Origin of the sequence: Mesorhizobium captivum (genome assembly GCF_033977165.1) — a bacterium.
Taxonomy (GTDB): Bacteria; Pseudomonadota; Alphaproteobacteria; order Rhizobiales; family Rhizobiaceae; genus Mesorhizobium; species Mesorhizobium captivum.
Genome location: NZ_JAVIJB010000028.1, coordinates 79,839 through 102,185, shown reverse-complemented (window position 1 = coordinate 102,185; position 22,347 = coordinate 79,839). Strand labels below are relative to the sequence as shown.

Sequence of the window (22,347 nt, the reverse complement as noted above, 5' to 3'; positions counted from 1 at the left end):
TTCTTCACACTTGACCACACCACGAAGCAAATGTGTGCGCACGCTAGCCCCTTGTGGGAGAAGGTGGCCGAGCCTAGCTCGGCCGGATGAGGGGTGCTCCAGCTTGGCAAGGACGGCGATCCGTCCAACACCCCTCATCCGTCTCGGCGCTGCGCGCCGATCCCCTCTCCCACAGGGGGAGAAGGGGAAAACCTGGCCATGTCGCTTTTACGGCGGCTTTTCGCCCACCGGTAGGCGATGCTGAAGCATGCTGGAGAAGAGCCGCACCACGACCGATCTAGGCCGCGCCGCGCAATCGGCGCCGTTGATCGCCATTGCAAGCGTCATCGTGTCGATGGCGCTGATCGCGATCGGCAATGGGCTGATGTTCGCCTTCATTCCCGTGCGGCTCGGCGCCGACGGCTTCGATCCGACCTGGGCCGGACTGATCGTCACCGGCCTTTCGGCCGGCGGGCTTGCCGGCTGCATCCTGACGGGGCCTCTCGTCAAGAGAGTTGGCCATGCCCGCGCGTTCATGGTGCTTTCGGCGCTGATCGCGCTCTCCAACGTCGCGATCGGCGCCGGACCGATGCCGCTGCTCTGGATCGCGGCGCGGGCGCTCTACGGCTTTGCCATCTGCGGCCTCTTCATCGTCGCGCAGAGCTGGCTCAACGATGCCTTGCCGAACGCCATACGCGGCCGGGTGATGGCCGTGTTCTACGTCGCCTATATCGGCGGATTGGGCGTCGGCTATGCGACGCTCGCCGCGGTCGACATCCATACGGCGGCGGTGCCGCTGATCGGCATCGCCTTCACCGCGCTCTCGATCCTGCCGGTGGGCATGACGCGGCTTGCCCAGCCGCCCGCGCCGCAGGCGGCTTCAGTGGCGCTCGGTCAGGCCTGGAAGATCTCGCCGGTCGGCGTCGTCGGCATGCTGGCGGTGGGCGGGCTGTCGATGATCATTTCCGGTTTCGCGCCGATCCACGCCACGGCCAAGGGCTACAGGCAGGCGGATGTGGCGCTGCTTCTGTCGGCGATGCCGGTCGGCACGCTGATCCTGCAGATACCGCTCGGCTGGCTCTCGGACCGCACCGACCGGCGCTATGTGCTTGCGGGCGCGGCGGCGCTCGCGGTGGTGGCGAGCCTGCTCGCCATCACCTTCGACGGCGGCGCGCTGATGGCGCTGGTGATGATCTATCTGATCTGGGACGGAGCCTCGGAATCGATCTATTCGCTCTCCAGCGCGCATGCCGCCGACCGCGCCAGGAAGGAAGAGCTGCTGGCGCTCTCGAGCTCGCTGCTCTTTGCCTGGTCGCTGTCCGGCTTCATCGTGCCCGGCATCGTGACGGTGCTTTCGGCCGTCTTCGGCACCGAAACCTTCATCTATGTCGGCATCGTCATTGCTTCGGCGTTCTGCCTGTTCGTGCTGTGGCGCGTGTTTGCCGCGCGGCCAACGCCCGCCGCCGCCACCGGCAACTTCGCGCCGATGTCGGCGCAGACGCCGCTGCCGGTGGAGCTCGCTTTTGGACCGGATGAACAGTCCCAAGAGAATTGAACCGGCTATTGCTTGCGGACTCCCGGCGGTGGCGCCTCGGGCGGCGGCAGCGGGATCGAAATGCCCTCGTTGTCGAAGGCCTGCTTGGCGCGCTTGGTCATGTCGATCTGGGTGGCGAAATAGTCGGCGGCCGTCGTCCAGTAGCGCAAGGTCAGGGAAACCGTTGCTTCACCCAGGCTCGCCACGAAGGCGATCGGCGCGGGCTCTCGCCGGATGCGCTTCTCGGCACTGGCGGCGGCAAGCAGCGTCTTCTGTCCGCGGTCGATATCGTTCCACGACCCGATGCTGAGCGTGATGTCGGTGCGGCGGACACCATTGCGGGTGAAGTTGCGCACCGGCTGATTCCATAAAGTCGAATTGGGCGCCAGGATGTAGACGCCTTCGACGGTGCGCAGCTTGGTCGCGAACAGGCCGATCTCCTCGACCGTGCCGGCCACTGAGCCGACTTCGACGGATTCGCCGATGCGGAACGGCCGCAGCGCCAGGAGCATGATGCCGGCGGCGATGTTCTGCAGCGTGCCCTGCAGCGCCAGCCCGATGGCCAGACCGACGGCGCCGATGGCGGCGATGATGGAAGCGGTCTGCACGCCGAACTGGCCGAGCACCATGATGACGACGAGGATCAGGATGGCGTAGCGGACGATCTTCGAGAAGAAATGGCGAAGCGTCGCGTCGAAGCCGTGGATGTGGCCGAGGCCGGCGAAGATCGAGCGCTCGGCGAGGCCGGCGACGAAATAGCCGGCAATCAGAAGGATGACGGCGCCGATCGCCGAGAAGGAATAGGAAACGATGAGCGTAGAGAGCTGCGCAAGCCCGGCCTGGACGATGAGAAGTGCGTCTTGCGGGTCTGTCGGCATGGTGAAGTCCCCTTTGTCCGGTGAGCCGATAACCCGTGCGGCGGCCAGGAGTTCCGATCTTTCCAGCCTTCCTTGAGCAGGCGAGCGCCGATGCGCGACTTCCTCTGAAAGGGCGCCAGTCTTGAAACTGCAATGGAACTCTGCCTATCTAAGTGGTGTCACCTGATTTGCGGGGTGATTTGGTTGTTCTTATTGGGAAAGGAAACACACTGAGAACAGCACTGCGGAAGAAGGCCGACATCGTGCCTTCGCCGGCCGGGATCAGCGGAAGCGATGCTGCCTCCCTCGCCATCAAGACAGTCCTTGCCAGTCTGGAAGACTCCAAGGCCGAAAACATCGTCTCAATCGACATCCAGGGAAAATCGAGCCTCGGCGACTATATGGTCGTCGCGTCGGGCCGATCGCACCGTCATGTCTCGGCTGTCGCCGATCATCTCCTCAAGGCGCTCAAGGATGCCGGTCTCGGCATGGCGCGCGTCGAGGGGCTGGCCAGCGCCGACTGGGTTCTGATCGATTCGGGCGACATCATCGTCCATGTCTTCCGTCCCGAAGTCCGCGAATTCTACAATCTCGAAAAGATGTGGCAGGCGCCGGATCTCGAGGAAGAGACCTTGCACTGAACCGTATCGCATGCCGTGACCGTTCCGGTCCGGTAGCGATCGACGGCTCGCCGAGGCGAGGATGAAGATTACCGTTCATGCCGTGGGCCGGATGAAGACCGGCCCCGAGAGAGAACTGGCCGACCGCTATTTCGAGCGCTTCGCCAAGAGCGGGCCCGCGGTCGGGCTGGAATTTGCCGGCATCGTCGAGATACCCGAGAGCCGCGGCCAGAGCGCCGACGAGCGCCGCCGCGAGGAGGGCCAGAAGCTGCAGGCCCAGTTGCAGCAGGGCTCCGTGCTCATCCTGCTCGACGAACGCGGCAAGTCGCTGTCCTCCGAGGATCTGGCCGCACGCATCGGTCAGTTGCGCGACGGCGGCCGCAAGGCGCTGGTCATCGCGATCGGCGGCGCCGACGGCCATGACAAATCCTTGCGCGAGCAGGCCGATCTGGTGCTGTCGTTCGGAGCGCTTACCTGGCCGCATCAACTGGTGCGCGTCATGCTCGGCGAACAGCTCTATCGCGTCGCCACGATCCTGTCCGGACATCCCTACCATCGCGCGTGAGGACAGTCCGAAACCCCGCCGAAAGCTGGGGATTGCATGCCTGTGCCCGGATTTCCGCCCCAATGGCAGTCAACATCATCCCAATGGTTGGGGCTCGTCCAACATGGTTGATGGTTCGTTAACGAAGCGGCGGATAGAGTCGGGACCTGATGTCTGAAGGCTGGAATTCGAGAACGCGCGCCTGGCGCAGCCGCTGCGGCTTGACCCTTGTCGCCGCGCTGGTTGCGCTCGGGCCGGCCCAGGCGGCGGAAAACGCGCTCGATCGCGCGCCCGATCCCGACCAGAGCCGGGCCGAATACGAGCAGGTTTCCAAGGAAATCACCTTGTCGTCCGAGCGGCTGGCCCAGCTTGCCGCCGACGTCGCGACGGTCAAGAAGGACCATGCCTCGATCAGCGCGGCGCTCATCCAGTCGGCCATGACCGAGCAGAAGCTCGGCCAGGACATCGAGGACATCGGCGCCAAGCTCGAAGGGCTGAAGGCCGAGGAAGAGAAGCTGCACGCCTCGTTGGTCGCGCGCCGCGACGTGCTTGCCGAAGTTCTCGGCGCGCTGCAGCGCATGGGACTCAACCCGCCGCCGGCGATCCTGGTCAAGCCGGAGGACGCGCTGTCGTCGGTGCGCAGCGCCATCCTGCTCGGCGCCGTGGTGCCGGAATTGCGCCAGCAGACCGACAGGCTGCTCGCCGATCTCAAGGAACAGACCCGGGTGACCGCCTCGATCGAGGCCGAACGGGGACGGCTCACCGCTGCCGTCACCGAGCAGACGGCGGAGAAGAAGCGGCTCACCATGCTGCTCGAGGCCAAGCAGAAGCTGCAGGCCGATACCGAAGCGGCACTCGCGGCCGAGCAGCAGCGCTCGCAGCAGCTGGCGGCCAAGGCCAGCAGCCTGAAGGACCTCATCGCCTCTCTCGAGGCCGACAAGGCGCGCAAGGCGGCCGATCAGGCCAGCGCGGCCGAACGGAAATCGGCGGATGGCGATAGAACGGCCTCCACGACCGAACCCGCCGCGCTGCCGGTGCCGGAGGGCAACCGTTTGACCGCTTCCGCCCCGTTCGCGGCGCTGCAGGGGCAGATCGCGCTGCCGGTCATCGGCAAGATCAAAAGGCGGTTCGGGACCGACGACGGCAATGGCGCCATGATGCAGGGTGACATGGTTGCGACACAATCGGGAGCCATCGTGACCGCGCCGGCGGATGGAAACGTGCTTTATGCGGGGCCGTTTCGCTCCTATGGTCAGCTCTTGATCCTCAACGCCGGCGACGGGTATCATGTCGTCCTGGCGGGGATGAGCAGAATCAGCGTCGCGACCGGACAGTCGGTGCTCGCAGGAGAACCGATCGGCGCGATGGGAGAGGCCCGGGTGGCGAGCACCTCGGCCTCGCAGAATGGAAATGCGACGCCGGAACTCTATGTTGAGTTCCGCAAGGATGGAAAACCCGTCGATCCGGCACCCTGGTGGGCGGACCGATTTTCTGGAAGGACGTGAAATGATGCGGAAATTGTCGCTTCTGTTTGCCGGCGCGCTGATGGGCGCATCGGCAATGAGCCTGGTCTACGGCGCACCCGGCTCGGCGGCGAACGCTGCGGGTTCCGAGACCTACAAGCAGCTGGCGATCTTCGGCGACATCTTTGAACGCGTGCGCGCGCAATATGTAACGCCGCCGGACGACAAGTCGCTGGTCGAGAACGCCATCAACGGTATGCTCGCCTCGCTCGATCCACACTCCTCCTACATGAACGCCGAGCAGGCGCAGGATATGCGCGTGCAGACCAAGGGCGAGTTCGGCGGCCTCGGCATCGAGGTCACCATGGAGAACGACCTGGTCAAGGTGATCACGCCGATCGACGACACGCCGGCCGCGAAGGCGGGCGTGCTTGCCGGCGATTACATCGCCAAGATCGACGGCGAAGAGGTGCGCGGCCTCACCCTCAACGACGCCGTCGAGAAGATGCGCGGCCCGGTCAACACGCCGATCAAGCTCACGATTTTGCGCCAGGGCGCCGACAAGCCGATCGAGTTGACGGTGGTGCGCGACATTATCAAGGTCAAGGCGGTGAAGTACCGGGTCGAGAACGACGTCGGCTACATGAAGATCACCTCCTTCACCGAGAAGACCTATGACGATCTCGAGAACGCCATCGAGACCATCAAGAAGCAGGTGCCGAACGACAAGCTGAAGGGCTATGTGCTCGACCTGCGCCTCAACCCGGGCGGCCTGCTCGACCAGGCGGTGAGCGTGTCGGATGCCTTCCTGAAGCGCGGCGAGATCGTTTCGACCCGCGGTCGCGACCCGAAGGACGTCACTCGCTTCGACGCCAAGCCGAAGCAGAACGACGACATCGGCGGCAAGCCCTTGATCGTGCTGGTCAATGGCGGCTCGGCGAGCGCGTCCGAGATCGTCGCCGGCGCGCTGCAGGATCTGCGCCGCGCCACGGTGGTGGGCTCGCAGTCCTTCGGCAAGGGCTCGGTGCAGACTATCATCCCGCTCGGCGAGAATGGCGCGCTCAGGCTCACCACGGCGCTCTATTACACGCCGTCCGGCAAGTCGATCCAGGGCAAGGGCATCACGCCCGACATCAAGGTCGAGCAGCCGCTGCCGCCGGACCTGCAGGGCAGGGACCTGACCCGCGGCGAATCGGACCTCAAGGGCCACATCAAGGGTGCCGACGAGGGTACAACCGGCTCGGGCTCGGCCGCCTATGTGCCGCCGGAGCCGAAGGACGACCTGCAACTGATCTATGCCGAACAGCTGCTGCGCGGCCAAAAGACCGATCCGGCCTTCCCGCCGAACCCGGACAAGGCCGTGCTGAACCAGTAAGGGCGGGATTGGCCGGAGCATATCGCTCTGGCTGACCGACCGAAGCGATGCGATGCTGCCGGGACCGCGAGGTTCCGGCAGTTTGATTCGGGGATGAGGCGCCGGGGCGCCGAGGGTTGAATTCGCTCGTGAGCGCTGACAATGCGGTCAGCCGCGCCACGGGCCTGGGGATGCGGCTTGGCTGACATCGGCAAGGATATCGAACGCCCGCTCGGACAGACGCTCCGGCCTCAGCGCCCCGCCGCGCGCGGCATCAGCGCCGGCACGCTTGGCGCCGCGGTCGCCTTCCTCGCCGTGATCGGCATTTCCGCTGCGATCGCGTTGCGTGAAAAACCTTTCCGCAAGCCGGAAGAGATGGCCGTTTCGACGCCGAAGGTGACCGTGGCGCCAGCTCCAGCGCCGGCGTCGACATCAGCGCCGGCTGAAACGGCGGGGGCGAATCCCAATGCGAGCACGCCGATGAAGAGCGGCGGCCCGCAGATCGTCCATGTCCAGACCGAAAACGGCGACGGTCCGCCCAAAGCCGGGATCGTCATCCGCGATCCCTCCTCGCTCGGGCAGAATCTGAAGGTCGCCCATATTCCGGACAGGGGGCTGATCGAGGCCAGCGACAGCGGTCCGCTGCCGGTCCGCTCGGCCGACGGCAGGCGCCCCTTCGATGTCTATGCCCGGCCATGGTCCGGCGCGCGCGGCGCGCGCGTGGCGATCGTCATCGGCGGGCTCGCGGTCTCGCAGACCGGCACGCAGGCGGCGCTCGCCAAACTGCCGGCCGAGGTGACGCTGGCTTTCGCGCCGCAAGGCAACAGCATCGACCGCTGGATGAAGGCGGCGCGGCAGGGCGGGCACGAGATCGTCATGCAGATACCGCTCGAGCCGTTCGACTATCCGAACATCAATCCAGGGCGCAACACGCTGACGGTCTCGGCAAGTCCGGATGAGAATTTGAAGAGCCTGCACTGGGCGCTGTCCAGGACGACCAATTATACGGGCGTCATGAACTATATGGGTGCGCGCTTTTCGGCCGATGCAAACGCGATGGGACCGTTCATGGCCGAGCTCGGCAAGCGAGGGCTTGCCTATGTCGACGACGGCTCGTCCGCGCGAAGCCTGGCGCCCGAACTCGCGCTGAAGGACGGCGTGCCCTTCGTCGCCGGCGACATGGCCATCGACGCAGTGCAGGATCGCGGCGAGATCCTCAAAAAGCTGGACAGCCTGGAAGCCGCGGCGCGGGCCAAGGGCAGCGCCGTCGGCATCGGCTCGGCTTTCGACATCACCGTCGACACGGTCACGTCCTGGGTCGCCGAGGCGAAGAAGCGCGGCATCGAGATCGTGCCGATTTCGGCGGTGGCCATCGATCCGCAGAAGGGCTAGTCATCGGTCTCTCGCCGATACCGCAATCCAGGAATGTCCAAGAAAATGATCGATCCCGAGACGCTGCCCTATCGCCCCTGCGTCGGGCTGATGATCTTGAACAGCGCCGGCCTGGTCTGGGTCGGGCACCGCATCGCCGAACCGGACAGCGAGTTTTCCGGCACGACAAAACTCTGGCAGATGCCGCAGGGCGGCATCGACAAGGGCGAGGAGCCGCTGGCGGCGGCGGGGCGGGAGCTTTACGAGGAAACCGGCATGCGCAGCGTGTCGCTCCTTGCCGAAGCGCCGCACTGGATCAACTACGACCTGCCGCCGCATCTGGTCGGCATTGCCTTCAAGGGGCGCTATCGCGGCCAGACGCAGAAATGGTTCGCCTACCGCTTCGAGGGCGACGAGAGCGAGATCCAGATCAACCCGCCGCCAGGCGACCACAAGGCCGAATTCGATCAATGGGCGTGGCAGCCCATGCAGGAACTGCCGGACCTCGTCGTGCCGTTCAAGCGCAAGGTCTATGAGCAGGTGGTGGCGGCGTTCCGGCATTTGGCTCGTTAGACGTTGGCAGGCTTGCTTCCAACTAAGTTCGGTAAGCGAAGAGGTTGGCACCATAGTCGAGATCATGCTTTGTTGAGATGTGCCGCAGCCAAAGAGGCAAACATGAACGACGCGCGGCAAGCGCACTTTAGCGGAGCGTCGGCGCTGCCCCTCATCGCCCTGCCGGGCACTTCTCCCCGTATAGTGACGGGGAGAAGGGGCTGGCCGCAGCCTCGGCGCCGTTCTTGCGACGTTGGTGATTGGCGAAATCGGCATCGACAGCGCCCCTCTCCCCGTCACTATACGGGGAGAGGATGCCGGCAGGCAGGTGAGGGGCAGCGCTGGCGTCGGAAAGCACGCGTCTCCGCAACAAGTGCAAAACCGTCTTTTCCAGCGCGATTGCCTCGATGAGCGACGCCAAAGCGCCTTTGCCGCCAACGACTTTCGCCAACGCTTCGACGGTCAGCGCGGCGGCCGCCGGCGCGATCCTGACGATCGATCTCGGCGCTATCCGGGAAAACTATCGTCGGCTGAAGACGCGACTCAACGCAGCCCGCTGCGCTGGTGTGCTCAAGGCCGATGGCTATGGTCTCGGCGCCGCGCAGGTGGCGTCGGCGCTGTTGAAGGAAGGTTGCGATATCTTCTTCGTCGCGCTGCTCGGCGAGGGCATCGCGTTGCGCAAGGCGCTTGGGGCAGGACATGACATCTTTGTCCTGAACGGCCTGCCGCCAGGGTCCGAATCGGAAGCGCTCGCGGCCGGGCTTCATCCCGTCATCAACAGCGCGGCTCAACTGAAGGCGTGGCGCGAAGCGGCGCGAACTGCGGGTCGAAAGCTGGCGGCCGCCATCCAGGTCGACAGCGGCATGTCGCGTCTCGGCATGCCGCCGGCCGAAGTCCAGGCGCTGGCGAAGGATGCTTTCGACGACATCGACATCCGCTTCGTGATGAGCCATCTCGCCTGCGCCGACGAGCCGCGCAATCCCGCCAACGAAGCGCAGCGGCTGGCGTTCGAACGGCTGCGCGGGATGCTGCCCAGGGCACCGGCGTCGCTCGCCAATTCGTCCGGCATCTTCGTCGGGGCGCCCTACCACTACGATCTAGCCCGTCCGGGCGCAGCACTTTACGGCATCAACCCGACGCCGGGCGAACCAAACCCGATGCTGCCGGTGGTGCGGCTGCAGGCGAAAGTGGCGCAGACGCGAGAGGTCGAAAAGGGCGCCGGCATCGGCTACGGCCATACCTATCATGCGCGCGGACCGCTCAGGCTGGCGACGATCTCGTTCGGCTATGCCGATGGCTGGCACCGGCGCGCTGCCTCGGCCGCCTGGTTCGAGGGCGTGCGGCTGCCTTTCGTCGGCCGGATATCGATGGATTCGATCATCCTCGACATTTCAGCGCTTCCGGCCGGCGGGCTGGGCGAGGGCGACCTCGTCGAGCTTATCGGCCCGTCGCAAAGTCTCGACGACGTGGCCGGCCATGCCGGCACCATCGGCTACGAGGTGCTTACCAGCCTGGGTGCGCGCTTTCACCGCCGCTATGTCGGGATCTGAGAGCTACTGCCTTGCTTGACAAGCCGGTGCTTCTCGGCAAGGCTCGGAACATGAGCAACCCCGCCCATAGCAGAACCTTTTTCAGGGTTTGCCCCATCGCGGGAGCGTAGCCCCGGCGCGGCCGCTTTGGCGGCCGCCGAGCCGGGGCATTTGAATTCCTGACATCGTCATCGAGCCAGTCAGCCCCGTTGCGGCTACCGGCTCTTGTCCGCCGCCTTTGAACGGCGGCCGTCCGCGCATTCGTTCGTCGATGCGCCAATCCATGAGGTTCGCCATGCAAGCAGCAACGCAATCGCGCCCCAGAAATCAGATCCTCGTCAGCGACGCGGATCACAACCGGCTGATCGGCCTTGCCAGGGCCTTTCTCGAGCGCACGCCCGAGATGGCCGAGGACCTGCTCGCCGAAATGGACCGCGCCAGGATCGCCGCCGAAGCGGCGATGCCTGCCGACGTGGTGCGGATGGGCTCCACGGTGACGCTTCACGACGCAGAAGGGAGCGTTCAGCGCGTCACGCTGGTTTATCCCGCCGAGGCCGACATCGCCGAAAAACGCATCTCGGTGCTGACGCCGCTCGGAACGGCGCTGATCGGCACTCGTGCCGGCCGGGTGGTCTCCTGGCGAAGCCGCGACGGCCGTGTCCTTTCGGCGACCATCCATGCCGTCGAGCAATCCTCATCGCGGGGAGCGCCATGACCGGGACCATATATCGTCTCACGACGAAGGATTTCGCGGTTCTCGAAGTGATGCTGATGCGCCGGCGCGCCCTTGCCGACCCTGCCGTGCCGATGCTCGAACGCAAGCTCGCCGAGAGCAGCGTCGTCCCGATCGGCACGGTCGAGCCTGACGTCGCCACGCTGAACAGCCGGGTGATCTTCCGCGTCGACGACGGTCAAGCCGAGACGCGGACATTGGTGCTGGGCGACGCCTACGCTCCTGTCGGGTCCGGCCTGCCGGTCGGTACTTGGCGCGGCCTCTGCCTGCTTGGCATGAGGGCAGGCCAGTCAGCACTGATAGAGCGCCCCGACGGCAGCGGTGAGCGCATCCTCCTCGAGGATGTGGCCTACCAGCCGGAAGCCGCGCGGCGAACGGCACCGGATGCCGCTGCCGGACGGCGATCCCATGGCCTCAGGCTGGTCTACAGCGCCGAAGCCGACCGTTGGCCCCTTGGCGGGGACGGCAAAATCCGGCAGACAGAACGCGACGATCCGGGCCCTTCGGCGGCATGACCGGACTTTGAGGGAGCATTGAATGAGAGTCCTGGTGCTGGGCGGCGGCGTGATCGGGGTCACCACCGCTTACTTCCTTGCCGAGGCCGGCCACGAAGTCACAGTGATCGACCGACAGTCGGGGCCAGCGCTGGAAACCAGCTTCGCCAATGCCGGCGAAGTGTCGCCCGGCTATGCTTCGCCATGGGCCGGGCCCGGCATCCCCGTCAAGGCGGTCAAGTGGCTCTTGATGAAATACGGTCCGCTGGTGGTGCGGCCGGCCTTCGATCCGCATATGTGGACGTGGCTGCTCAAGATGCTGCGCAACTGCACGGCCGAGCGCTATGCGCTGAACAAGTCGCGCATGGTGCCGGTCGCCGAATACAGCCGCGACACGCTGAAGGCGCTGCGCGCCGCCACAGGCATCACCTACGACGAGCGGTCCAAGGGCACGTTGCAGCTCTTCCGCAAGCAGAAGCAGCTCGACGGCACGGGCGGCGACGTCGAGGTGCTGAAGAAGTACGGCGTTCCCTACGAGATCCTCGATCGGGACGGCTGCATCGCGGCGGAGCCGGCGCTTGCCGGCGTGCGCGAAAAATTCGTCGGCGGTCTCAGGCTGCCGGGCGACGAGACCGGCGACTGCAAGATGTTCACCGAGAAGCTCGCCGGGCTTTGCGCGGCGCGCGGCGTCACTTTCGAATACGGCACGACCATCCGACGCGTCGTCAGGAACCGCAACCGCGTCGTCAATGTCGGCACCGACAAGGGCTGGCGGACGGCGGACGCCTATGTGATGGCGCTGGGCAGCTATTCGGCGCCTTTCATGCGCAAGCTGAAGCGGCCGATCCCGGTCTATCCGGTCAAGGGATATTCCATCACCGTGCCGATCACGAACACCGAGGCGGCGCCGGTGTCGACCGTGATGGACGAGACCTACAAGGTGGCGATCACCAGGCTCGGCGATCGCATCCGCGTCGGCGGCACCGCTGAGATTTCGGGCTTCGATCTCCGCCTGCATGAAACGCGCCGCCGCACGCTCGAGCATTCCGTCGGCGACCTTTATCCGGGCGGCGGCGACCTCAAGGCGGCGACCTTCTGGTGCGGCTTGCGGCCGATGACGCCGGACGGGCCGCCGCTGGTCGGCCAGAGCGAATTGTCCAACCTCTATCTCAACACCGGCCACGGCACGCTGGGCTGGACCATGGCCTGCGGCTCGGCCAAGGTGCTTTCCGACATCATGTCCAACCGGGTGCCGGAGATCAACGCGCTCGATCTCAGCCCCGACCGGTATGTCAAGGCTTAACCGAGGCGATCAGCGTCGGCGCGATGGGGAGGGTGGTGCGATGCGCGCTTTTGTTTTGGCTGCGGCCGCCGGATGTTTGATCTGCGCCCCGGCACTTGCGGCGGACAAGACGGTTCACGACAAGGAGCACGGTTTTTCGCTGACCTATCCGGAGGAATGGACGAGCGAAACCACGTCCGGCGATACCATGGGGCTCAAGGTCAAATCCGGCGAAAAAGGACTGACCTGCCGCGTGTCGGAAAATCTCTACGATCCGACCGCCCCCGACAATCCGCCCGATCCCAGGGTCTTTGTCGAAAAGGACTGGTCGCTGGACAGCTGGCAGACGCTGATCGGCGCGGCCTTCGGCTCGGCCAATTTCAGCAACGACAGGCTGGCGCGATTCCCGGACGGCTATCCGGTGCGGATGGCCGACATGGATTTCCGGCTCGGCGACGGCAGCGCCGGGTTCTATGGGCAGGCCAAGATCGCGATTTCGATCCGCAGCGACCGCTACGGCTTCGTCACCTGCGGACTCATGGGCAACAGCGCCGAGGAAACCGCCCAGATGTGGGCGCCGCTGGCCGATGAGGCCGAGAAGGTCGTGAACTCATTCGTGCTCGATCCGCCTTGAAGGGATTCTACACGAACAACCCCTTTTCCCGCTCCACCGCCTTGGTGATGAAATTGGCGACGAGCTGGACCCGGCGCAGCGGCCTCACCGATTCGTGATAGACCAGCCAGTAGGCGCGGCGGATGGGCGCCACGATGTCGACGGGCACGAGCTCGGGCATCGAACGGGCAACGAAGGTGTGCAGGATGCCGATGCCGGCGCCGGAGCGCACGGCTTCCGCCTGGCCGAGCGCCGAGGAGATGGCGAAGCTCGAGCGCCAGTCCGGGCTGAACTCGGCGGCATAGTCGAGCGAGGGGCTGACTATGAGATCGGGCACATAGCCGATCAGCGTGTGCCGGCCGAGCTCGGCCGCCGCCCTGGGCAGGCCGTTGGTATCGGCATAGGCGCGGGAGGCGAATAGGCCGAGCGTGTAGTCGACCAGCTTTCCCGCCACCAATCGCCCCTCGGTCGGCCGTTCGACGGTTATCGCGATGTCAGCCTCGCGCCGCGACAGCGAGAAGGAGCGCGGCACCGGCACCAGCTGGATGTTCAACTCGCGGTGAAGCGCGGTCAGCTCGCCGAGCCGCTTTGCCAGGAAGGCGACGCCAAAACCGTCGGGCGCACCGATGCGCACTGTGCCGGAAACATCGTCTCCCTCGCCGGCGATGGTCGAGCGCGCGGCGATCATGTCGCTTTCCATGCGTTCGGCAATGTCGAGGAAACGCTCGCCGGCCGGGGTCAGCTCGCTACCGGTGGTCAGGCGGCGGAACAGCTTTGTGCGCAACGCGTCCTCGAGCGCCGCGATGCGGCGCGAGACGGTGGCATGGTTGAGCTCCAGGCGCTTGGCGGCACCGAGGATCTGCCCGGCGCGCGCCACGGCAAGGAAGATGCGCACGTCATCCCAGTTCATGGGGATGGTCCGCACTATGATTGTCAACGCCGCGTTCCTTCGCGCCCCCCTCTGTCCTGCCGGACATCTCCCGCTCTAGGGGGGAGATCAGATATCGCGCCGGTTTTCGCCAATCGCCGATGCAGGAGAAGGCGCTGTCGGCTAAGCTGCCAATCTCCCCCCTAGAGGGGGAGATGTCCGGCAGGACAGAGGGGGGCGCGAAGGAACTCAACTTAACAGACCCAGCAACAATGGACGTAGCCGCCATTTGCGGCAATTAATGCACAGCCAGCCACCGTTGTCTATTTTCCGCACAACGGTTGCGTTTTAGCTCGCGTTGCCATCGCCGCCGCAAAGGCGGACAATGCCTTCATCACCAAACAGGGAGAGAAACCATGATCGAATACGGTCATTTCATCGGCGGCAAGCGTGTCGCCGGCACCAGCGGCCGCAAGCAGGACGTCATGCAGCCGATGGACGGCTCCGTGCGCGCTACGGTGGCGCTGGCCTCGGCGCAGGAACTGCGCGCCGCGGTCGAGAACGCCAAGGCCGCGCAACTCAAGTGGGGCGCCACCAATCCGCAGCGCCGCGTGCGCGTGCTGATGAAGTTCCTCGAACTGGTCCAGCGCGACTATGAAGAACTGGCCGACATCCTGGCGCGCGAGCACGGCAAGACGATTGCCGACGCGCGCGGCGACATCCAGCGCGGCCTCGAAGTGGTCGAGGTCTGCATCGGCGCGCCGCACATGATGAAGGGCGAGTTCACCGACGGCGCCGGCCCCGGCATCGACACCTATTCGATGCGCCAGCCGCTCGGCGTGGTGGCAGGCATCACGCCGTTCAACTTCCCGGCCATGATCCCGCTTTGGAAGATCGCGCCGGCGCTCGCCTGCGGCAACGCCTTCATCCTGAAGCCGTCGGAGCGCGATCCGGGCGTGCCGCTGCGTATCGCGGAGCTGTTCATCGAAGCCGGCTTGCCGGAAGGCGTGCTGAACGTCGTCAACGGCGACAAGGAAGTGGTCGACGCCATCCTCGACGATCCGGACATCAAGGCCATCGGCTTCGTCGGCTCGACGCCGATCGCGCAGTACATCTATGCGCGCGGCTGCGCGGCCGGCAAGCGCGTGCAGTGCTTCGGCGGCGCCAAGAACCACATGATCATCATGCCCGATGCCGACATGGACCAGACGGTCGACGCCCTGATCGGCGCCGGCTACGGCTCGGCCGGCGAGCGCTGCATGGCGATCTCGGTAGCGGTTCCGGTCGGCAACGACACCGCCAACCGGCTGATGGAAAAGCTGGTGCCGCGCGTCGAAAGCCTGAAGGTCGGTCCGTCGACGGATTCTTCCGCCGATTTCGGCCCGCTGGTGACGGCGCAGGCGTTGGAGCGCGTGAAGGGCTATGTCGATCTCGGCGTCAAGGAAGGCGCCAAGCTCGTCGTCGATGGCCGCGGCTTCAAGATGCAGGGCTATGAGGACGGCTACTATATGGGCGGCTGCCTGTTCGACAACGTGACCGCTGACATGCGCATCTACAAGGAAGAGATTTTCGGGCCGGTGCTCTCGGTGGTGCGCGCGCCGACCTACGAGAACGCCATCAAGCTCGCCAACGACCACGAGATGGGCAACGGCGTCGCCATCTTCACCCGCGACGGCGATGCCGCGCGCGACTTTGCCTCGCGCGTCCAGGTCGGCATGGTCGGCGTCAACGTGCCGATCCCGGTTCCGATCGCCTACTACACCTTCGGCGGCTGGAAGGCGTCGTCCTTCGGCGATCTCAACCAGCACGGCCCGGATGCGTTCCGCTTCTATACCAAGACTAAGACGGTCACCTCGCGCTGGCCGTCCGGCATCAAGGACGGCGCCGAGTTCGTCATCCCGACGATGAACTGACCGGACGGTGTCTCGGTTGCGCGTCCTCGCCGCGTTGCGGCTGCGGACGCGGGGCCGGCATCAAGGACGGCGCCGAGCTCGTCATCCCGACGATGAACTGACTGGACGGTCCCTCGGTTGCGCGTCCTCGCCGCGTTGCGGCTGCGGGCGCGGGGCCGGCATCAAGGACGGCGCCGAGTTCGTCATCCCGACGATGAACTGACCAGTCGAAAGGTCGTACAGGTAGGCCCGGGCAACGCCCGGGCCTACTGCATTTGGAAAGGACATCACGCATAGGCGATGGAACCAACAGGCTACCATTCGCCTTAAATTGCATCCCTGCCGAGATGCAGGCCAATCAAACAGCGCCGGTAGCAGCCGGGGTTCTCGTCTGGCGCGAGGAGGTGTCAGATGACACGATTTCTTATGGCGACGACGTTCCTTGCGGCGGCTGCAGTGTTTGGCGGCGCCGCCCAGGCCAACGCGGCCGCGCAATGCGCACCGCGCGCCGATATCATCAAGGCGCTCGGCGACCGGTTCCACGAAAGCGAGGCCGGGCGTGGGCTGATCAATCCGAACGTGGTGCTCGAGATCTTTGTGTCCGACCGGGGCAGCTGGACCGTGCTTGCCTCCGACACCAAGGGGCAAAGCTGCATCCTGTCCGTCGGCGAAGGCTGGGACAGCCCTTCGATCACGGCAGCCATGCCAGGTGCCTGAACCACCAAACGGCCTGGTCGAACGCCCTGCCACGCGCTGAGCGAAGGCCGACCCAGGCGCTCCCCATTACGCCCGCTTGTTTGCAGGATGGAGGTTCACCATATCGAATCGAGGGAGTCATGATCTCCCTGCGACAGACCGGAAACCAGAAGGAGTGACGCGATGAAGACGTCCAATCCGGCCTGGAGCGTTCCGGCACCCTGAGGCGGCCGAATGTGCCTCCCTTGCCGGAATGCGAAGGCAAAGGAGGTGCCCTATGGCACGCATATTTTCGTATCGATCGATCAAGCTGGCGGCTGTCGCCGCCGTGATGGCGCTGCCGGCATTCCCCGTGCGGGCGCAAGTCATCTGCGGCGGCCATGACTATCTGGTCGCGAGGCTGGCGGAGGCATTCGAGGAGAAGCGGCTCGGTTACGGCGTGGCCGGAGAGGTCGCGATCTTCGAGGTGTTTGTGTCGGCGAGCGGAACGTGGACCATCCTGATGACCGACGTTAAGGGCCAAAGCTGCATCCTGGCGGCCGGTGACGGATGGGAAGACACGCTGGCCACCGCCGTTGGGCAGCCGGGCGGCTGAATGCGTAGATAAATAACGGGAGTTCAGCGAAGGCCGAACCGATCCGGTCAGCGCGTCGCCGCCACCTCGGCGTGGCCGCGCAGCAGCGCCATCAGCTTCTTGACGTCCTTGGCGGCGGCTTCCTCGTCGCCGTCGAGGATCGAGCGGATCAGCGCGACATGGTGCTCGGCCGATTCGGCGAGCCCGGTATCGGCCTTGTAGCGGAACCAGAAGCGGCGGCTGTGCGTCTGCAAGGGCGCCGCCACGCGCGCCGCGAAGGGATTGTCGGCGGCGATCGCCAGCGCCTCGTCGAGTTGCTTGTCGGCCTGGATGAAGGCAAGCACGTTGCCGGAGATCACCGCCTTCTGCATGGCAAGGGCTGCTTCGTGAAAAAGGTCGGCCGCTTCGCGGGTGACGAAGCGGGCGGCGGAGCGGGCGAGCACCACCTCGACGCCGCGCCTGGCGTCGATGACGCGCAGCCAGTCACCGGGATGAAGCGGCGCAACCGCGATGCCGGCGCGCGGCCTGACATCGAGCAAGCCTTCCCACGCCAGCCTCTGGATCGCCTCGCGCACGGGAGTGCGGCCGAGGCCGAGCCGCTCGATCAGCGCGCCCTCGGTGACGAAGCTCGAAGGCGCCAGTTCAAGCGTCACGACCATGTGCTCCAGCACGCGATAGGCCTTGGTCGCGACCGGCTCGAAGGCCGCGCTCGTATCGAGAGATATCAGCGGGGATATCAAAGGCAGGCTCCTGATATATTTTTTATATATCATAACGGATTCATCATTGACAGGCCAACTCTTAATAAATATACGGCTGATATATCAGTTGGAGAGATAGCCATGTGGGCCGGAGTTTTCCCCGCAGTCACGACCAAATTCACCGCCGACGACAGTCTCGACCATGCCGAGATGGAGCGCTGTTATGGCCTGCAGATGGAGGCCGGCTGCGACGGCATCATCGTCTGCGGCTCGCTCGGCGAAGGGCCGATGCTGTCCTCCGACGAGAAGATCGAGGTGCTGAAGACAGCGCAGAAGGTCGCCGGCAAGAAGCCGGTGCTGCTGACCGTCAACGAGCCCGGCACACGCGAGGCGGCGAGCATCGCGCGCCGCGCCGCCAAGGAAGGCGCCAACGGCCTGATGGTGGTCCCGAGCCCGATCTACCACACCGACCCGCAAGAGACGGTGGCGGCACTTCGCGCCGTCGCGGAAGCCGGCGACCTGCCGGTCATGATCTACTCCAACCGGCTCGCCTACCGCGTCGACGTCACCGTCGACCTGATGGAGGAACTGGCGTCCGACAAGCGCTTCGTCGCCATCAAGGAATCCTCCGACGACATCCGTCGCTCGACCGAGATCATCAACCGCCTCGGCGATCGCTACGACCTCTTCACCGGCGTCGACAACCTCGCCTTCGAGGCGCTGTTGGTCGGCGCCATCGGCTGGGTCGCTGGCCTGGTCACCGCCTTCCCGCGCGAGACCGTCGCCATCTACCAGCTGATGAGAAAGGGTCGCCGCGAGGAGGCGCTGAAAATCTACCGCTGGTTCCGGCCGCTGCTCGACCTCGATGTCTCGACCTATCTGGTCCAAAACATCAAGCTTGCCGAAGTGCTGGCGATCGATACCAATGACCGCGTTCGCATGCCGCGCCAGCCGCTGTCGGGCGAGCGCCGCAAGGCGGTGGAAAAGATCGTCAAGGATGCGCTGGCCGTGCGGCCGGAACTGCCGGCGTTTTGATTGGCTTTCTTCTCCCCGTTCACGGGGAGAAGATGGCGGCAGCCAGATCAAGGGGCAGCGCCGACGTGCAAGGAAATCCCAAATCTCCGGACGAGGGGCCCTCATCCGCCCTTCGGGCACCTTCTCCCCGTGAACGGGGAGAAGGGGAAGGCATCGCCATCGTCGGCGGCGGCATCATCGGCATCTGCGCTGCCACATACCTCGCCGAGGCTGGCCGCAGCGTCACCGTCTTCGACCGCACCGGCATCTGCGAGGAGACGAGCTCCGGCAACGCCGCCGCCTTCGCCTTCTCCGATGTGCTGCCGCTGGCGCATAAGGGCATGATCAGGCAGTTGCCGAAATGGCTTGCCGATCCGCTCGGCCCTTTGACCATCCCGCCAGCCTATCTGCCCAAACTCCTGCCTTGGCTGATCCGCTTCTGGCGCGCCGGCGCTGCTAAGCACTACGAAGCGAGCCTCGCGGCGCAGGTCGGCATGATGAAGCTTGCAGAAGCCGAATGGATGGGCCTGCTCGACCGCTCCGGCACGAGGCCGATGCTGCGCGAGGACGGCTCGCTGGAGCTCTACGAAAGCGAAGCCGAGTTCCGCGCCTCGCTGCCGGGCTGGGCGGAGCGTGAGCGCTTCGGCATCGGCTTTCGCCATGTCGAGGGCGAGGAGATGGCCAGCTTGCAGCCCGGCCTGTCACCGCGCTTCGTCAAGGGTACCTTCGTGCCGGGCTGGAAGACGGTCGCCGATCCGAAGCTGCTCGGCAAGGCGGTCTGGGCCTATGCGGAGAAGCTCGGCGCTCGGTTCGAGCATGCGCGGATCGAGCGTATCGAGGCCGGAACAAACGGCGCCACGATCATGCTTGCCGACGGCACGACGCGGAAGGCGAAGCAACTCGTCGTCACCGCCGGCGCCTGGTCGCATCTTCTGGCCAAGAATCTCGGCGACCGCATCCCTCTGGAAACTGAGCGCGGCTACAACACGACGCTGCCGGTGTCGGCGTTCGACGTGAAGCGGCAGCTGATCTTTTCCGGGCACGGCTTCGTCATCACGCCGCTGGAGACGGGCCTGCGCGTCGGCGGCGCCGTCGAACTCGGCGGCATCGAACGCCCGCCCAATTTCGGGCGCTCGAAGGCGATGCTGGAAAAGGCAAAACGCTTCCTGCCGGGGCTCGATCCGTCGGGCGGCCGCGAATGGATGGGTTTTCGCCCGTCGCTGCCGGATTCGCTGCCGGTCATTGGAGCCGCGCGGGCGCCGGGCGTCTTCTACGCTTTCGGCCACGGCCATCTCGGCCTCACCCAGGCGGCGGCGACCGGCCGCTTGATCCGCGATCTCGTTCTCGGGCAGACTCCGCCGCTCGATCTCACTCCATTCCGTCCGCAACGGTTCTGACACCCCCGGATTGTGATATTTTAAGGAGCATCATGGCCAAGAAATCATTCTTCTGCATCGACGGCCACACCTGCGGCAATCCGGTGCGGCTGGTCGCCGGCGGCGGGCCGTTGCTTGAAGGCGCGACGATGATGGAGCGGCGCGCGCATTTCCTCGCCGAGTATGACTGGATCCGCACCGGACTGATGTTCGAGCCGCGCGGCCATGACGTGATGTCGGGCTCGATCCTCTATCCGCCGACGCGCGAGGACTGCGACATCGCCATCCTGTTCATCGAGACCTCCGGCTGCCTGCCAATGTGCGGCCACGGCACCATCGGCACGGTCACGATGGCGATCGAGCATGGGCTGGTGAAGCCGAAGACGCCGGGCGTGCTGAGGCTGGATACGCCGGCCGGCCTCGTCATCGCCGAATACAAACAGGTCGGCGAATATGTCGAGGAAGTGCGCATCACCAATGTGCCGTCCTTCCTCTACGCCGAAGGGCTGACGGTCGAGTGCCCCGTGCTCGGCGAGATCAGCGTCGACGTCGCCTATGGCGGCAATTTCTACGCCATCGTCGAGCCGCAGACGAACTACCGCGACATGGGCGACTATTCGGCCGGCGATCTCATCGCCTGGAGTCCCGTGGTGCGGCAGCGGCTCAACGAGAAGTACTCGTTCGTCCACCCGGAAAACCCCGGCATCAACCGGCTGTCGCACATGCTGTGGACGGGCAAGCCGAGAGATGCCGAGGCCGATGCGCGCAACGCCGTCTTCTACGGCGACAAGGCGATCGACCGCTCGCCTTGCGGCACCGGCACCTCGGCGCGCATGGCGCAGCTGCATGCCAAGGGCAAGCTCAAGGCCGGCGACAGTTTTGTCCATGAATCGATCATCGGCTCGCTGTTCAAGGGCAGGGTCGAAAAGGAGGTCAGCGTGGCCGGCAAGCCGGCGATCATCCCCTCGATCGGCGGCTGGGCGCGCATGACCGGGCTCAACACCATCTTCATCGACGACCGAGATCCGTTCGCGCACGGATTCATCGTCACATAACCGTCACGGCCTCACCCAGCGGAAGGCTTTCCGCGCAAAATCGGCCACGCTCAGGGACGCAAGGAATCTTCTCATCAACTTATTTTGACGGCGATTTCTTCGAAACGGTGCGCATGCTACGGCTGAATCGTCAAAGACATTTCGTTGTGCCAATGATAGGGTCCGCGATAGTCCAGGGGCTGGGTGCGAGAAAACGGGCAATCAGGCGGCGTGCTTCCAAACCACGTGCGGCGATTGAAAAAATCACGTTGCAATCCGGGCTTGAAACTTTACGACTAGGGGCAATACGAAAAGGAGTGCGACCCGGAAACGGGCGACATTCCAGGGGAGCCGCATAACTATGCAGTACTTCGTCCAGCAGCTTATCAACGGGCTGACGCTGGGATCTATCTATGGGCTGATCGCGATCGGCTATACGATGGTCTACGGCATCATCGGCATGATCAATTTCGCCCATGGCGACATCTTCATGGTCGGCGCCTTCACGGCCCTCATCGTCTTCCTCATCCTCGGCGCGATGTTCTATTCGGTGCCGGTCGTGGTGGCGCTTCTGATCATGATGATCGTGGCGATGCTGTTGACCGGCCTCTACAATTGGACGATCGAGAAGGTAGCCTACCGGCCGCTGCGCGGTTCGTTCCGGCTGGCGCCGCTGATCACCGCCATCGGCATGTCGATCGCGCTGTCCAACTTCGTGCAGGTCACGCAGGGCCCGCGCAACAAGCCGATCCCGCCGCTGGTCAGCCAAGTCTATACCATCGATGGCATCAGCGTCTCGCTGAAGCAGATCGTCATCGTGCTGGTGACCGCCGCCCTGCTGGCGATCTTCTGGTATCTCGTCAACAGGACCGCATTGGGGCGGGCGCAGCGCGCTTGCGAGCAGGACCGCAAGATGGCGGCGCTGCTTGGCATCGATGTCGACCGCACTATATCGATCACCTTCATCATGGGCGCGGCGCTGGCCGCGGTCGCCGGCACGCTGTTCCTGATGTATTACGGCGTGGTGGTGTTCTCCGATGGCTTCGTGCCGGGCGTGAAGGCCTTCACGGCAGCGGTGCTCGGCGGCATCGGCTCGCTGCCAGGTGCGGTGCTCGGCGGGCTGCTGATCGGCTTCATCGAGAGCATGTGGTCGGCCTATTTCTCGATCGACTACAAGGACGTTGCAGCCTTCTCGATCCTGGCGATCGTGCTCATCTTCCTGCCCTCCGGCATCCTGGGCCGGCCTGAAGTCGAAAAGGTCTGATTC

At 65.1% G+C, this 22,347-nt stretch carries 22 protein-coding genes; 19 read left to right on the top strand and 3 right to left on the bottom strand.

The window, feature by feature from the left end; all coding sequences use genetic code 11:
• Nucleotides 1-247: 247 nt before the first annotated feature.
• Entirely contained in the window at nucleotides 248-1,534 is a 1,287-nt protein-coding gene (locus RFM40_RS22635; protein ID WP_320278264.1) for an MFS transporter, read from the top strand.
• Between the two features lie 5 nt (nucleotides 1,535-1,539).
• Here RFM40_RS22635 and RFM40_RS22630 read toward each other — a convergent pair whose 3' ends face one another.
• Nucleotides 1,540-2,391, bottom strand: coding sequence for a mechanosensitive ion channel family protein (locus RFM40_RS22630; protein ID WP_320278263.1), 852 nt, complete (start codon nucleotides 2,389-2,391; stop codon nucleotides 1,540-1,542).
• A gap of 242 nt (nucleotides 2,392-2,633) precedes the next feature.
• On the opposite strand from RFM40_RS22630, the gene rsfS reads away from it, so the two are divergent.
• The 11 genes from rsfS to RFM40_RS22575 all read left to right on the top strand — a co-directional run bounded on the left by rsfS (nucleotide 2,634) and on the right by RFM40_RS22575 (nucleotide 12,946).
• Nucleotides 2,634-3,011: a ribosome silencing factor gene (gene rsfS, locus RFM40_RS22625; protein ID WP_059189846.1), complete on the top strand. Its 378-nt coding sequence runs from the start codon at nucleotides 2,634-2,636 to the stop codon at nucleotides 3,009-3,011.
• 61 nt (nucleotides 3,012-3,072) lie between these two features.
• On the top strand, nucleotides 3,073-3,555 hold the full coding sequence (rlmH, locus tag RFM40_RS22620; protein WP_320278262.1) for a 23S rRNA (pseudouridine(1915)-N(3))-methyltransferase RlmH: 483 nt from the start codon (nucleotides 3,073-3,075) through the stop codon (nucleotides 3,553-3,555).
• Between the two features lie 149 nt (nucleotides 3,556-3,704).
• Entirely contained in the window at nucleotides 3,705-5,039 is a 1,335-nt protein-coding gene (locus RFM40_RS22615; protein WP_320227573.1) for a murein hydrolase activator EnvC family protein, read from the top strand.
• Between the two features lies 1 nt (nucleotide 5,040).
• Nucleotides 5,041-6,372, top strand: coding sequence for a S41 family peptidase (locus RFM40_RS22610; RefSeq protein ID WP_320221602.1), 1,332 nt, complete (start codon nucleotides 5,041-5,043; stop codon nucleotides 6,370-6,372).
• A 177-nt stretch (nucleotides 6,373-6,549) separates the two neighbouring features.
• Nucleotides 6,550-7,743: a divergent polysaccharide deacetylase family protein gene (locus RFM40_RS22605; RefSeq protein WP_320278261.1), complete on the top strand. Its 1,194-nt coding sequence runs from the start codon at nucleotides 6,550-6,552 to the stop codon at nucleotides 7,741-7,743.
• Nucleotides 7,744-7,776: 33 nt separating this feature from the next.
• The gene (locus tag RFM40_RS22600) at nucleotides 7,777-8,295 is read left to right on the top strand and encodes an RNA pyrophosphohydrolase (RefSeq protein WP_320227575.1); all 519 of its coding nucleotides are present in this window, start codon (nucleotides 7,777-7,779) and stop codon (nucleotides 8,293-8,295) included.
• Nucleotides 8,296-8,681: 386 nt separating this feature from the next.
• On the top strand, nucleotides 8,682-9,824 hold the full coding sequence (gene alr, locus RFM40_RS22595; protein WP_320278260.1) for an alanine racemase: 1,143 nt from the start codon (nucleotides 8,682-8,684) through the stop codon (nucleotides 9,822-9,824).
• Between the two features lie 274 nt (nucleotides 9,825-10,098).
• Nucleotides 10,099-10,518, top strand: coding sequence for a nucleoside diphosphate kinase regulator (gene rnk, locus RFM40_RS22590; protein WP_320278259.1), 420 nt, complete (start codon nucleotides 10,099-10,101; stop codon nucleotides 10,516-10,518).
• Nucleotides 10,515-11,051: a GreA/GreB family elongation factor gene (locus RFM40_RS22585; RefSeq protein WP_320278258.1), complete on the top strand. Its 537-nt coding sequence runs from the start codon at nucleotides 10,515-10,517 to the stop codon at nucleotides 11,049-11,051. Before rnk ends, RFM40_RS22585 begins: the two co-directional genes overlap by 4 nt.
• Nucleotides 11,052-11,073: 22 nt before the next feature.
• On the top strand, nucleotides 11,074-12,333 hold the full coding sequence (locus RFM40_RS22580; protein WP_320227579.1) for a D-amino acid dehydrogenase: 1,260 nt from the start codon (nucleotides 11,074-11,076) through the stop codon (nucleotides 12,331-12,333).
• 40 nt (nucleotides 12,334-12,373) lie between these two features.
• Nucleotides 12,374-12,946 carry a hypothetical protein gene (locus RFM40_RS22575; protein WP_320227580.1) on the top strand — a complete coding sequence of 191 codons (573 nt, stop codon included), beginning with the start codon at nucleotides 12,374-12,376 and terminating at the stop codon, nucleotides 12,944-12,946.
• A gap of 7 nt (nucleotides 12,947-12,953) precedes the next feature.
• On the opposite strand, the gene RFM40_RS22570 is transcribed toward RFM40_RS22575, so the two are convergent.
• A complete protein-coding gene (locus tag RFM40_RS22570) occupies nucleotides 12,954-13,835 on the bottom strand; it encodes a LysR family transcriptional regulator (protein ID WP_320272439.1) in 882 nt (293 codons plus the stop codon).
• Nucleotides 13,836-14,209: 374 nt separating this feature from the next.
• Here RFM40_RS22570 and RFM40_RS22565 point away from each other — a divergent pair, with 374 nt between their 5' ends.
• The 3 genes from RFM40_RS22565 (at nucleotide 14,210) to RFM40_RS22555 (ending at nucleotide 16,976) form a co-directional block, all read left to right on the top strand.
• A complete protein-coding gene (locus RFM40_RS22565) occupies nucleotides 14,210-15,706 on the top strand; it encodes a CoA-acylating methylmalonate-semialdehyde dehydrogenase (protein ID WP_320221590.1) in 1,497 nt (498 codons plus the stop codon).
• 390 nt (nucleotides 15,707-16,096) lie between these two features.
• On the top strand, nucleotides 16,097-16,402 hold the full coding sequence (locus RFM40_RS22560; RefSeq protein ID WP_320227582.1) for a hypothetical protein: 306 nt from the start codon (nucleotides 16,097-16,099) through the stop codon (nucleotides 16,400-16,402).
• A 256-nt stretch (nucleotides 16,403-16,658) separates the two neighbouring features.
• The gene (locus RFM40_RS22555) at nucleotides 16,659-16,976 is read left to right on the top strand and encodes a hypothetical protein (protein ID WP_320227583.1); all 318 of its coding nucleotides are present in this window, start codon (nucleotides 16,659-16,661) and stop codon (nucleotides 16,974-16,976) included.
• 47 nt (nucleotides 16,977-17,023) lie between these two features.
• On the opposite strand, the gene RFM40_RS22550 is transcribed toward RFM40_RS22555, so the two are convergent.
• Nucleotides 17,024-17,728 (bottom strand): GntR family transcriptional regulator, encoded by a 705-nt coding sequence (locus RFM40_RS22550; protein ID WP_320227584.1) that lies wholly within the window; start codon nucleotides 17,726-17,728, stop codon nucleotides 17,024-17,026.
• 69 nt (nucleotides 17,729-17,797) lie between these two features.
• On the opposite strand from RFM40_RS22550, the gene RFM40_RS22545 reads away from it, so the two are divergent.
• The 4 genes from RFM40_RS22545 to RFM40_RS22530 all read left to right on the top strand — a co-directional run bounded on the left by RFM40_RS22545 (nucleotide 17,798) and on the right by RFM40_RS22530 (nucleotide 22,344).
• Nucleotides 17,798-18,691 carry a dihydrodipicolinate synthase family protein gene (locus tag RFM40_RS22545; RefSeq protein ID WP_320278257.1) on the top strand — a complete coding sequence of 298 codons (894 nt, stop codon included), beginning with the start codon at nucleotides 17,798-17,800 and terminating at the stop codon, nucleotides 18,689-18,691.
• 32 nt (nucleotides 18,692-18,723) lie between these two features.
• The gene (locus tag RFM40_RS22540; protein ID WP_320227586.1) at nucleotides 18,724-20,067 is read left to right on the top strand and encodes an NAD(P)/FAD-dependent oxidoreductase; all 1,344 of its coding nucleotides are present in this window, start codon (nucleotides 18,724-18,726) and stop codon (nucleotides 20,065-20,067) included.
• Between the two features lie 32 nt (nucleotides 20,068-20,099).
• Complete coding sequence (locus RFM40_RS22535) at nucleotides 20,100-21,101, top strand: 4-hydroxyproline epimerase (RefSeq protein WP_320272445.1); 1,002 nt, start codon at nucleotides 20,100-20,102, stop codon at nucleotides 21,099-21,101.
• A 340-nt stretch (nucleotides 21,102-21,441) separates the two neighbouring features.
• The gene (locus RFM40_RS22530; protein ID WP_320221583.1) at nucleotides 21,442-22,344 is read left to right on the top strand and encodes a branched-chain amino acid ABC transporter permease; all 903 of its coding nucleotides are present in this window, start codon (nucleotides 21,442-21,444) and stop codon (nucleotides 22,342-22,344) included.
• The last annotated feature ends 3 nt before the right edge of the window (nucleotides 22,345-22,347 follow it).

Bases quoted from the DNA above. Each gene is read 5' to 3' on its own strand.
- RFM40_RS22615 (WP_320227573.1), top strand. From the start codon at position 3,705: ATGTCTGAAGGCTGGAATTCGAGAACGCGCGCCTGGCGCAGCCGCTGC.
- alr (WP_320278260.1), top strand. From the start codon at position 8,682: ATGAGCGACGCCAAAGCGCCTTTGCCGCCAACGACTTTCGCCAACGCT.
- rlmH (WP_320278262.1), top strand. From the start codon at position 3,073: ATGAAGATTACCGTTCATGCCGTGGGCCGGATGAAGACCGGCCCCGAG.
- RFM40_RS22545 (WP_320278257.1), top strand. From the start codon at position 17,798: ATGTGGGCCGGAGTTTTCCCCGCAGTCACGACCAAATTCACCGCCGAC.
- RFM40_RS22535 (WP_320272445.1), top strand. From the start codon at position 20,100: ATGGCCAAGAAATCATTCTTCTGCATCGACGGCCACACCTGCGGCAAT.
- RFM40_RS22550 (WP_320227584.1), bottom strand. From the start codon at position 17,728: ATGATATATAAAAAATATATCAGGAGCCTGCCTTTGATATCCCCGCTG.
- RFM40_RS22600 (WP_320227575.1), top strand. From the start codon at position 7,777: ATGTCCAAGAAAATGATCGATCCCGAGACGCTGCCCTATCGCCCCTGC.
- RFM40_RS22565 (WP_320221590.1), top strand. From the start codon at position 14,210: ATGATCGAATACGGTCATTTCATCGGCGGCAAGCGTGTCGCCGGCACC.
- RFM40_RS22635 (WP_320278264.1), top strand. From the start codon at position 248: ATGCTGGAGAAGAGCCGCACCACGACCGATCTAGGCCGCGCCGCGCAA.
- RFM40_RS22540 (WP_320227586.1), top strand. From the start codon at position 18,724: ATGGCGGCAGCCAGATCAAGGGGCAGCGCCGACGTGCAAGGAAATCCC.
- RFM40_RS22610 (WP_320221602.1), top strand. From the start codon at position 5,041: ATGATGCGGAAATTGTCGCTTCTGTTTGCCGGCGCGCTGATGGGCGCA.
- RFM40_RS22580 (WP_320227579.1), top strand. From the start codon at position 11,074: ATGAGAGTCCTGGTGCTGGGCGGCGGCGTGATCGGGGTCACCACCGCT.
- RFM40_RS22630 (WP_320278263.1), bottom strand. From the start codon at position 2,391: ATGCCGACAGACCCGCAAGACGCACTTCTCATCGTCCAGGCCGGGCTT.
- RFM40_RS22555 (WP_320227583.1), top strand. From the start codon at position 16,659: ATGGCACGCATATTTTCGTATCGATCGATCAAGCTGGCGGCTGTCGCC.
- RFM40_RS22575 (WP_320227580.1), top strand. From the start codon at position 12,374: ATGCGCGCTTTTGTTTTGGCTGCGGCCGCCGGATGTTTGATCTGCGCC.
- rnk (WP_320278259.1), top strand. From the start codon at position 10,099: ATGCAAGCAGCAACGCAATCGCGCCCCAGAAATCAGATCCTCGTCAGC.
- RFM40_RS22585 (WP_320278258.1), top strand. From the start codon at position 10,515: ATGACCGGGACCATATATCGTCTCACGACGAAGGATTTCGCGGTTCTC.
- RFM40_RS22560 (WP_320227582.1), top strand. From the start codon at position 16,097: ATGACACGATTTCTTATGGCGACGACGTTCCTTGCGGCGGCTGCAGTG.
- RFM40_RS22530 (WP_320221583.1), top strand. From the start codon at position 21,442: ATGCAGTACTTCGTCCAGCAGCTTATCAACGGGCTGACGCTGGGATCT.
- RFM40_RS22570 (WP_320272439.1), bottom strand. From the start codon at position 13,835: ATGAACTGGGATGACGTGCGCATCTTCCTTGCCGTGGCGCGCGCCGGG.